A 10,915-nucleotide genomic window follows, 5' to 3' on the forward strand; every position below is an offset into this window, starting at 1 on the left:
TTGATCCCCACGCTCATGACTTCCAGACGCATCATTGGCCTCACTGGCGGCATTGCCACAGGCAAAACCACCGTTTCCCGCTATCTGGCTGAACGCTATCACCTCCCTGTGCTTGACGCTGATGTCTACGCCAGAGCAGCTGTTCGGCCTGACTCGTCAATTCTAGAGGCGATCGCCCAGCGCTATGGCCCCGCTATTCTGCAACCAGACGGCCACCTCAACCGAGCCAAGCTGGGCGAAATTATCTTCAACAACGCTGCCGAAAAAGCCTGGTTGGAAGCCCAGATTCATCCCTACGTGCGCCATCGCTTTGCTGCGGCCATGCAGCAGTTACCGCCTGAGCAAACGGTCGTTCACGCCATTCCGCTGCTGTTTGAAGCCGATCTCACCGACCAGGTGAGCGAAATCTGGGTAGTGACTTGCGCCGAAGCGACTCAGCTAAAGCGTCTGCAACAGCGCGATCACCTCTCCCGCCAGCAGGCTCAAGCCAGAATCGATAGCCAGATGCCGCTGGCCGCAAAAGCGGCTCGCGCCGATGTGGTGCTGGCAAATGACGGCGATTTACGATCGCTCTACGGGCAGATAGATCAGGCGCTTTGATCTTTTTGAAACGCCACCACGCAAAACTGGAGCGCAGGCTTGAGGCCCACAAACCAGGGGGGATCGTTGGTATAGGTGACAATTTGATCGAGATGGGTTTGCTGCCGCAGCGCCTGCAAGAGAGGCTTGGCATCCGGTTCTTGGGGGGTTTGAGCCGGCAGCAGCAATGTGCAAAAGCCGCCTGGGCGCAGCAGATGCAAACAGCGTTCTAGGTACAGAAATTCTAGACTCAGGCGCTTCCGCGCTGACTTGCCCACGCTCTGATAGGCATACTGCTCGCTGACGCGCAGATACTCATTCACATAGGCTAGACGGCTCTCATAGGCTTGCCAAGCCGCGGCGATCGCCTCATTGGCGGCTAAAAACGATTTTCTATGCTTCAGAAAGTCCTCGACGGAAATCTGCGCTTGGGCTAGAAGGTCAGCATACTCCCGGCAGAATTCGGCTGGTGTCGGCCCCACCAGGCCCCAGGGAGGATGGGTCAAAATGACGGCAAATCCTCCTTGCCCGGCTAAAATCGGCTGAAACTGAAAGCCCCAGTGGACGGGATTGAGAGCTTCAATATCAGCTTCTTGCAATAGGCGCTTTGGGTTTTCAGTGCTGGATGTGCGGTACTGAATGCCGTATTTTTGGCTGAAGTCGCTGAGCAAAAGCTGATTCAGTTTGGCCTGAGCCTGCTGGTTAAGCTGATCAATGCGATCGCGTAAAAATTCTGCTTGCACATAATGGGGCAAGCTACCCATCTCAGCCATGAAGGTGGTTTGAGAACGGTGATGTTCTAGGCTAATATTCTTCTCCGCTAAAATCGTGCGGTAGGACTCGGCGGCCAGAGGCTGTAGCAGATTGCCCTGGAGAACAATGGGCGATCGCCGCCGTTGCCACGCGCTAGAGGACGAAATCTCGTCAACGCCCGCTTCATCAACTCGGATAAAACCCACCAGGGCATCTCCAGCCGTGATGTTGAAGTCCAGGTGGGGCAGCGGTTCAACCGTACTGGCAGTAGGGGCTACCGCCACCAACGACAGTAAAAGCTGCAAACGTGCAATTTCCACAGCGGCCTCCGCCCGATCGCTGCCATAGATACACTGGCTCAGCAGCCGCTTTTTCAGGCCATAGCGCTGGCTGGCGGCATCGTGGCCTAAAGATTTGGTCCAGGCGCTTAAGATAGGCGATCGCGACGTTTGAGCATGGGCCAAAACGGGCTGATAGAGCTCAACGAGCGATCGCAGGGCTACCAGTAAGCCAGAACCTGTGCCACAGGCCGGATCGAGTACTGAAAGCTGCGGTAAAGTCGTCTGAATTAAGTAGCTGCACAGCTTGTCGTCTAAGGCGGCAGCCAGATCCGGGGCGGTTTCAAAAGCCGTGTGAAAATGGGAATTGACCTGCTGCAAGACGAAAGCCGCTAGCGATCGCTGCCACAGGGCTAGTAGAGCAGCGGGTTCGTGGTAGAAAGGCGCCACTGGCTCTAGCAGTAGCCTCTCAAACATCTGAGCCAGCAGCGATAGATTGATCCCAGTAGCCTCAGAATCTTCACTCAGCGACCAGGCATTTTCACTAAACCAGCCCAGCAGAGTTTCAAAAACGCGATCGGCAATCTGCAGTTTAGGGTGCTGTTCTTCTAAGTCGTGTGGCCAAAACAGGCTGCTTCCCAAATAGGGAACCTGACCCAGTAAGCGACCTACCTCGACTGGGCGTTCATCGGCGGGCAGGCAAAATCCCTGAAAGAAAAGCGCTTTAAGAAAGGTGGCATAAAACCGATCTGGCCCTTGCTGCTGGCTTTGTCCCAGCTTGTTTGGCAAATACCACTCATCCCCATTGCCAATCCAGCCCTGTCTTTGCAGCAAATGCACGAAGATTAGCCGGCCCAGCAGCACCGTCGCATACCAGTGCCGGGCTTTGTTGCTAGCAATACCCTCAATACCCGCAATCAAATTGGCATGCTGGGCTTTAAAGTCTAGGTAGCATTTTTGCCGGTCGGCCAAATTGTCCACCGCGCCATTATTGCTTGGCCTGAGTCGCTAAGGCATACGCCCGAAACCGATCCAAATCAGCCTGAATCGTTGACTCTACCACGCGACCTAGAAACAGATTGTCCATCAGCTTGCCAATCAGGCCGGGGATGGCATAGGCCACCGTCAGCTTGACGGTGCTATTGGTCTTGTGGTCGTAGAAGCGGATAGCGCCGCGATTGGGCAGGCCATCGACCGACTCCCACTGAATAATCTGATAGGGAACTAGCTTCGTGATGCGAGACAGCCAGCTAAACTCAAAGCCGCGCGAGGCCAGCTTCCAGCGCGATAGATCGGGATCGTCTTCCAACACCTGAACTGAGTCAATCCATTTCATCCAGCGGGGCATCTGTTCCAGGTCTGACCACAGCCCCCAGGCCGTTTCCACCGGAATTTCAACATCGACATATACGCTGTGTTCTAGCCAGTCGCTCATAGCTTATGCGATCGCCTCTAAAATCGCCGCCGCCGCCTGCTTGCCCGACAGCGTGGCCCCTTCCATACTATCGATATAGTCCTGCTGCGTATAGCTCCCAGCCAGGAAAAAGTTGGGAATAGCTGTTTTTTGAGCCGGGCGGTAGGGATCCATGCCGGGGGCCTCGCGGTAGAGGGACTTGGCTAGCTTCACGACGCTGTACCAGGTCATATTGAGGTCGCGGGCGGAGGGAAACAGATCGTGGACCTGCTTCAGGACGTGGTGAGCAATTTCCTCGTTGCTCTTTTTGATGAAAGGATCGCCGGGAGTCAGCACCAACTGCAAGAGGGAGCCTTCCCCCTCGCGGTAGTAGTCGCCGGGGCTGGTGAGGGCTAAGTCGGCGAAGCAGGAAAAGTCAGCGTCGGGGGTGTAAAGCAGGTTGTCTAAGCCAGCGGCCTGTTCCAGCTGCTGACGGGCCTGAGCGTCATGGAGTTCAGTTACCCAGCCGTCAAAGCGGAGCTGCACGGTGGCTACGGGAACAGCCTCTAGCTGGTAGATATTGTCAAATTCTGGCAGCGATCGCCAAGCGGCCGGCAGCAACCGCTGAATCCCCGGCACGTCACAGGCGCAGACATAGGCATCTGCCGTGACGGTTTCGCTCTCATCCCCTTTGGCAATTTCCAGCCCCGTCACCTCGAACTGTCCCTTCTCATGGGTGAAGAGAATCTGCCGCACATTGCGGCGCAGATGAATTTGAGCGCCCCGCGCCTCCAGATAGTTCACAATGGGCTGGTGCAAATACTCCGCCGGAGAGCCTTCTAGCATCCGCAGCACTGAGGCTTCTGACTTAGCCGCAAAGAACATGAAAATGGTTAACATGCAGCGGGCCGAAATATTTTCGGTGTCGATGAAGCCTAAGGCATAGGCAATCGGATTCCACATGCGCTTGAGGCTGCCGTTAGAGCCGCCATGCCGGCGGAACCAGTCCGCAAAGCTAACTTTGTCCAGCTCGCGGATCTGCTTCATAGCGCCGTTGAAGTCCACCAGTCCCCGCACGATGGGGCTAGTCCCCAGGGCGATCGCGTTTTGGGCCTTGTCCTGCACCGAAAGCTGAGAGGTGGTGAAAAATGCCTTGAGACCGTTGAAGGGAGCACCCGTGATGAAGCGAAAGTCAAGGGCACCCGTCTGACCACCGCGATTGACGAAGGTGTGGGTATGCTCTTTGAGCCGCAGATTTTGCCCTGCTCCCACCCGTTCCATCAGGGCAAACAGGTTGTAGTAGCAGCCAAAAAAGACGTGCAGCCCCATTTCTACGTGGTTGCCGTCTTTATCTATCCAACTGCCTACCTTGCCGCCGACAAAGGGACGGGACTCAAAAATTTCGACTTCATGTCCGGCATCGGCTAAATCTACTGCTGTAGCTAGACCTGCTAGACCCGCGCCGACAATCGCAACTCGCATTCTTAACCTGTTTTATGAACGTTGGCTTCACACATTTTAATATTTTTACTGACTTTTCTGAGCGCTTATGGCGGTTAAAAAGCGGCTCGGCGGGAAAATTTAAAATTCTGTGTCCCAGTCTGGCGCAAACTGGAGCTGCAGCGGTCTGAGGTTCAATTCTTCCGGCGATCGCGATTGGGCTTCAAACAGAGCCATCAGGTGCTTGGGTTCTGGATTGCCTCTAGCTGCGCCGGTAACGCCTGCGGCAATCACGACACCACAGCGGCCCTGATTCTTCTCCTGCCACTGCCGCCAGGCCTTCATGCGGCGCTCGTCCGCTTTGTCCCCCTTGATAAATTCACCAAACAGGTGAAATTCGCCATCTCCCGTCTGCAGTAGCCCCAAGTCAAACTGCTGCCCTGACATCGGATCGCTGCCGGAATTAAAGCAGACTGAACGCACCCCCTCGGCCTGTTTGAGATCCTGAATTAGGCTTTGCGCCTTGGGCCGCGAGGTTTGGATCAAAACGACGGGAACTTCTTCACTGTGAGCGGTGAGGTCAGCCGCTTCGCCCTTGGACAAAGCCGGCTGATAGTAAGCCTTAGGATTGGTTTTGATCAGCTCGATCCACTGGAGCGGAATTGGCCGCAGGATGATGATAGAGCCTTCCGGCACGTAGTCATCGCGCAGAACCGGCCCGCTCATGCCTGCCGTCAGCAACTCTGTCGGATCGAGGTTGGCTGCCGCCTCGGTGTCTTGGGTCAACTGTTCGGCTACATCGGGCAGCGTTCTGACCGTGACGCTGATGGTGGCCGGTTTTTTGTCAGCTTCGGGATTGGGAATGCGGAATTTTTCTGTCAGGGCGGGAAAATCGGAGCGCTCAAAGGTACGGTAGTGCTTGTTCATGAAGCGGTGAAAGGCTTCTAGGGCGACTAGCGTAATGGCGGCTTCCTCGGCGGCTAGGGTACTGCGCAAACCTTCTAAAGGGTGCAGGCTGCCAAACTCTGGTTCAACCGCAGCCGGAGGAATGCCCTGCCAGAGCGACGAAAACTCAGCCATTGCCGGTGGCATATCTTCCTCTGCCTCAACGGGAGAGTAGTTGATAAATAAGCAGTCTTGCTCTAGAAATGCCTGCTGTAGCTGCTTGGCAGACTCCTGGACGCTAAGGACTCGCTGGCGAAACTGCTTGAGCGAGTCGAGGGAGCGATACATAAGGACGCCATATTCAACCCCGGCCATACCCAAAACAGATAGATATAGGGTTTGAATATCCCAGCGGTTAATTTCTATGGCAACAATTTGCTGCTCGTTGAGCACGTTCCAAGGCCCGTCCTGCCAGAGCTGATTGGCCCGCTCTAGTAGACGCTCGGCATAGACTTCGGGCAGTTCGGGAGCGCTCTGCTGCACGTACTGCATCAGCCCGGCAAAAATCTCGTCAATCAGCGGCAGGCTGGGCACGTAGTCAATGCCGATATCAAGTTCCTGCAGGGCACCGCGCAGGAAAAAGTGAATTTCGCGATCGCGTACGACAATCTTTTGAGGACGGCCCGGATCGGCGGGGCCTTGCGGATGCTCGATCGCCTGAATTAAGGCCCTGACAACGGCTTCATGGCCGGTATCTGTCGGCACGACGCTGATAGATCGAACCACTCCCTGGGTGCCATCAACCCACAGGATACAGTCTCCCTCGGTGGGACTGGCCATAGCGTCAGCTTCATCAGCCAAGGCCCCGGCTTCTAGGTGACGGCGATCGCCCTCCCAAACTCCTGGCAGTTTTGGCAGACGATTGAGGCGACGGCTGGTAAATCGATTCAGCGAACTCATAAAGCAGATGACTTAACAATCAGTAATGTCTTAAATGGCTCAATTAGGCAAGCGATAAAAGGTGATAAATCTGGCCAAAATCGGCAAGCAAAAAGGGCTTTAGCGGCTTTAGGAATAGAACCTTTTCAGTCACAATATAAATTTATTTAATGGCTGGAGGGGCCAATGGATTAATTGGCTATCAGAACAATTCCTATGCTCTAGGCTATCCTAGAAAAATAGGTGTGCAGTGATTCTAACTGTTTAAGGTCTAAGGTTGAACTCCGGCTCAGACATAGCCTAACTTGAATCGATAGCTGAAAGGAATTTTTATAGAACCCGATGACACAAGCAACCCAACCTAAAAAAGGCATTCAGATGACAGAGACGGCGCTCCAGCACGTGCTCAATCTGCGCCAGAGCCAGGGAAAGGATCTCTGTTTGCGCGTAGGGGTGCGTCAGGGCGGCTGTTCTGGCATGAGCTATATGATGGATTTTGCTGCGCCTGACAGTATTACCGAGCAGGACGAAGTGTACGACTACGAAGGCTTCAAGGTGATTTGCGATCGCAAAAGCCTGCTCTATCTCTACGGGCTGGTTCTAGACTACAGCGATGCCCTGATTGGCGGTGGGTTTCAGTTCACCAATCCCAATGCTAACCAGACCTGTGGCTGCGGCAAATCCTTTGGGGCTTAAGCTCTGATTTTGGCGCTAGCGCCGGGCAAGATCCCAGCCTTAGCCAGTTAAATATTGATTTAGATCCAGGCCGCTGGCCTGGATTTTTTATGGGCGATCGCCTGCGGGACAGTGGCCCTGAATTAGATGATCTTTTTTTACGAATAGTGGTTGTTTCTTACAATTTGTGGTTCCTTCATTGAGAAATTGCTTTCATGGCTGAGTAGAGAGGCTCATCTACCAGCTTCAATCCGAGTCGGGAATTCTGGCGATCGCAGCATATTAGGCCAGATATCACCTTCAATTGCAATACCTGTTTTGATTTCGATGGCTTGGCGGTGTCGTACTTAAATTAGGAGAGCGTCCCATGCCGATTACTCCGACCTATCCTGGCGTTTACGTTGAGGAGATTCCCAGTGGTGTCCGTACGATTACCGGGGTCGCCACCTCGATTGCCGCTTTTGTGGGCTACTTTTCTCAAGGCTTGATGAACCGGGCCGTCCAAATCTTCAGCATGGGCGACTTTGAGCGTGAGTTTGGTGGCCTCAATCGCCGCAGTGAAGCCAGCTATGCAATTCAGCAGTTTTTCCTGAACGGCGGCACTGAAGCCTGGGTCGTGCGTACGGCGGGCGACGGCGTAGCGGCTGCCGATGTGCAAATTCAGGCCAGCGTGGGGGGGGCAACGGCGCTGACGGTGCAGGCCGGCCAGCTTGACCCGGCCACCCATCCTAATTTGATCAATCCCGGTACTTGGGGCAACAATCTGCGAGTCGATATTGACTATCCCACGCCGGTTTCAGGCGATCGCTTCACGCTGACGGTTGCTCTGGTGGCGGTGGTCAACGGTCAGGAAACGGTAGTGCGATCGGAGGTGTTCAACGGCCTGACGATGGATGCTACCGATCCGGCTCGTTTCGTTGCCGCGATCGTCAATGATGAATTTTCCGGCTCTAAGCTGGTCAGAGTGACGGCGGCTGGCGGTGCGCGTCCGCTGCAAACGGGTACTTTATCGGGCGTGCTGAGCCCATTTCCGCCAATCACCAATCCCAGTCGTCAGCTTGGCATCATGATAGGCAGTCAGCCAGGCATTGCCCGCCTTGCCGCTACGCCCAACTCCCTGGCGGAGGCGCGAACTTTGCTAGAGGCGGCTATTCATGCTGCTCGCCCCGACCTGAAGGCTTTCTCCCAAGCTACGGTTGCCATCGTGGATGACAGGCTGAGAATTCTAGCAGGCCCGACGGGGGCTAGCGATCGCGTCACCTTCTCCGCCGCCAGCGACCCCACTGCCGCCAGCTTGGGCTTACTGGCAGGCACAGCGCGAGCCGGTGTCTTGTCTGACGATCTCAGCAGTGTGGCCTGGCCGCTGAACGGTCAGCTAGAAGTGACGATGGGCGGCAGCGGGCCGATCCCCCTCAGCCTCGCCGACATGAGCAGCCTAGATCAGGCTCGCGCTGAGTTGGAAACCCGGATCCGGGCGGCCTCCGCCGATCCGGGAGCCGCAGCAGACGCGGCAGCGTTTGCCAATGCGCGGGTTTTGGTTTACCGCGATGCTGGCGTGCCAGAGGAACGTCTAATTGTGCTGGCAGGAGCAGCGGCAACGGCTGTGAGTTTCAGCCAGTCCGGGACTGATACTCTGGTTAACGACTTGGGCTTAGGCGCTGCCGCCGTTAGCATTGAAGCTCTTGTTTCGGCTGAGATTTTGTCCATTCCGGCAGTTGCCGTCGGAGACAGCATTGATATCGCCTTTGGGGGAGGGGCGGCGACGACAGCCACCCTAGCGGCAGGGGCAAATACCTTGGCGGCGATCGCTGCCGCGTTAGAAACCGCTATTCGCGGCGCAGATGCCGCAGCCAGCTTTACCGCGGCCCGCGTAGCTACCTACGAGGTCGGGCCGGGGCGCTTGGTCATTTTGTCGGGAACGGCGGCAGAAAGCGTGGCAGTGACGGCCCCGGTGATAGACAGCTCAACGGTGACTGAGCTGGGATTAGATACCGCCGTGGCTAACGTGCAGCGCTATGCTCTGGGAGCAGGCGGGGCGATCGCCAGTACCGCCCAGGGCATGAGTACCGTCGGCGCTAATGGCAACCTGCCTGACGGCCTGGCCCTGATCGGCAACTCTGCGGCTAAAACAGGCATGAATGCCCTGCGAGACGTGGATCTGTTCAATATCCTCTGTATTCCCAGAACCGCTATGACCGCTGGCGCTGAGAGTCTCTCGGCCACGGATGCCTTTGCCGTATTGGCTGCGGCCAGAGACTTTTGCGAAGAGCGCCGAGCTTTCTTGCTGATCGATACGCCAACGGGTGTAGATGAAGTGCAGGAGGTGAAAAACTGGCTTGATGCCAACAATAATTTGCGCAGTCGCAACGCAGCGCTCTATTTCCCCCGCGTCTTCATACCCGATCCGCTGAATGACTTCAAACTGAGGTCAGTCGGCGCTAGCGGCACTATTGCCGGACTCTATGCCCGCACCGACAGCGATCGCGGCGTCTGGAAAGCCCCCGCCGGTACGGAAGCCACCCTCAGCAACGTCTTCAAGCTGGAAACGACGCTCACCGATGCCGAAAATGGCACCCTCAATCCGCTGGCGATTAACTGTCTGCGCACGTTCCCCATCTACGGCACGATCTGCTGGGGTGCCCGTACCCTAGACGGTGCTGACGCCATCGGTTCGGAATACAAATACGTGCCGGTGCGGCGGCTGGCGCTGTTCATTGAAGAGACTTTGTTCAGGGGCCTGAAGTGGGTAGTATTTGAACCTAACGACGAGCCGCTGTGGGCCCAGATTCGCCTCAATGTCGGCGCGTTTATGAATACCCTATTCCGTCAGGGGGCTTTTCAAGGGCAGACGCCACGCCAGGCTTACCTGGTGAAGTGCGACAAAGAAACCACGACGCAGAACGATATCGATCGCGGCATTGTCAACATTTTGGTCGGTTTTGCGCCGCTGAAGCCCGCTGAGTTTGTCTTTATTCAACTGCAGCAGCTGGCAGGCCAGATTCAAACTTAGGTGGCTAGTGGGTCTTACCTAACGGATGTGATGGAGCGGTAAGCGTGTTTTCTCTGAGTTGCTAACCCCTCAAAAATTCTTGGCAGAACACAGCAGGAGGAGCGCATTATGGCGCAGTTTAGTGTCAATGCTGAACGCTTTGACCCCTATAAAAACTTCAAGTTTCGGGTCAAATGGGACGGGCGCTATGTGGCGGGTATCAGCAAAGTCGGTGCCCTCAAGCGCACCACCGAAGTCGTGGAACACCGGGAAGGCGGCGACCCCAGCACCGTCCGCAAATCTCCCGGTCAGAGCAAGTACGAGCCGATCGCCCTAGAGCGCGGCGTCACCCATGACAAGGACTTTGAGCAGTGGGCCAACAAGGTCTGGAACTATGGCTCTGGACTGGGCGCTGAAGTTTCGCTCAAAGACTTTCGCAAAGACATCATTATCGAAATGATGAACGAAGCTGGGCAGGTGGCGATCGCCTATAAGGTCTATCGCTGTTGGGTGTCGGAATACCAGGCTTTTCCCGAACTCGACGCCAGCGCCAACGCCGTGGCGATTCAAATGCTGACGCTGCAAAACGAAGGGTGGGAGCGCGACCTTGACGTGACTGAGCCAACCGAGCCTAGTTTCGTTGAACCGGCTTAGTCATGGGATCGCTCTCTGCTGCCGAACTGCTGACGCTCTGGGAACAAGGACTCTCCCAGCCAGATTACCAGCGGGCGCTGCTGCTGCTGGCCGCCGCCTATCCGGAGCAAGGCTGGCCGCAGCTCGCCCGGCTCAGTCTGGGCCAGCGGGACGGGCTGCTGCTAAACCTGCGGGAACAGCTCTTTGGCCCCCGAATTGTCAGCGTTGCCACCTGCCCCCACTGCGGCGATCGCCTAGAGCTGGCGTTTACGGTTGCCGATGTGCGTCAACCCGCCGCTGACCTGCCGCTGACGGTGGAAACAGCGGGCTATAGGGTAGACTTTCGGCTGC

9 protein-coding genes are annotated in these 10,915 nt (G+C 56.1%); 5 read left to right on the forward strand and 4 right to left on the reverse strand.

The features are described from left to right. Positions 1 to 15: 15 nt before the first annotated feature. On the forward strand, positions 16 to 600 hold the full coding sequence (coaE, locus tag QJQ48_RS07760; protein ID WP_346290636.1) for a dephospho-CoA kinase: 585 nt from the start codon (positions 16 to 18) through the stop codon (positions 598 to 600). Here coaE and QJQ48_RS07765 read toward each other — a convergent pair. From QJQ48_RS07765 to QJQ48_RS07780, 4 genes are all read right to left on the reverse strand, one after another. Then, positions 588 to 2,591: a DNA methyltransferase family protein gene (locus tag QJQ48_RS07765; RefSeq protein ID WP_346290637.1), complete on the reverse strand. Its 2,004-nt coding sequence runs from the start codon at positions 2,589 to 2,591 to the stop codon at positions 588 to 590. The genes coaE and QJQ48_RS07765 overlap by 13 nt on opposite strands. A 7-nt stretch (positions 2,592 to 2,598) precedes the next feature. Then, positions 2,599 to 3,045, reverse strand: coding sequence for an SRPBCC family protein (locus QJQ48_RS07770; RefSeq protein WP_346290638.1), 447 nt, complete (start codon positions 3,043 to 3,045; stop codon positions 2,599 to 2,601). A 3-nt stretch (positions 3,046 to 3,048) separates the two neighbouring features. After that, positions 3,049 to 4,485: a 9,9'-di-cis-zeta-carotene desaturase gene (gene zds, locus QJQ48_RS07775; RefSeq protein WP_346290639.1), complete on the reverse strand. Its 1,437-nt coding sequence runs from the start codon at positions 4,483 to 4,485 to the stop codon at positions 3,049 to 3,051. A gap of 99 nt (positions 4,486 to 4,584) precedes the next feature. Further along, positions 4,585 to 6,288 carry a DUF6930 domain-containing protein gene (locus QJQ48_RS07780; protein WP_346290640.1) on the reverse strand — a complete coding sequence of 568 codons (1,704 nt, stop codon included), beginning with the start codon at positions 6,286 to 6,288 and terminating at the stop codon, positions 4,585 to 4,587. A gap of 321 nt (positions 6,289 to 6,609) precedes the next feature. Between QJQ48_RS07780 and QJQ48_RS07785 the strand changes: the two genes are divergently transcribed. From QJQ48_RS07785 to QJQ48_RS07800, 4 genes are all read left to right on the forward strand, one after another. Further along, entirely contained in the window at positions 6,610 to 6,963 is a 354-nt protein-coding gene (locus tag QJQ48_RS07785; RefSeq protein WP_346290641.1) for a HesB/IscA family protein, read from the forward strand. Between the two features lie 346 nt (positions 6,964 to 7,309). Further along, the gene (locus QJQ48_RS07790) at positions 7,310 to 9,952 is read left to right on the forward strand and encodes a phage tail sheath family protein (protein WP_346290642.1); all 2,643 of its coding nucleotides are present in this window, start codon (positions 7,310 to 7,312) and stop codon (positions 9,950 to 9,952) included. A 108-nt stretch (positions 9,953 to 10,060) separates the two neighbouring features. Then, positions 10,061 to 10,585 (forward strand): phage tail protein, encoded by a 525-nt coding sequence (locus QJQ48_RS07795; protein ID WP_346290643.1) that lies wholly within the window; start codon positions 10,061 to 10,063, stop codon positions 10,583 to 10,585. Positions 10,586 to 10,587: 2 nt separating this feature from the next. Further along, a partial coding sequence (locus QJQ48_RS07800; RefSeq protein WP_487247696.1) for a T4 family baseplate hub assembly chaperone occupies positions 10,588 to 10,915 on the forward strand: 328 nt, incomplete at its 3' end.

Source organism: Sphaerothrix gracilis Ecp01 (assembly GCF_030405905.1).
GTDB lineage: Bacteria > Cyanobacteriota > Cyanobacteriia > Phormidesmidales > Phormidesmidaceae > Sphaerothrix > Sphaerothrix gracilis.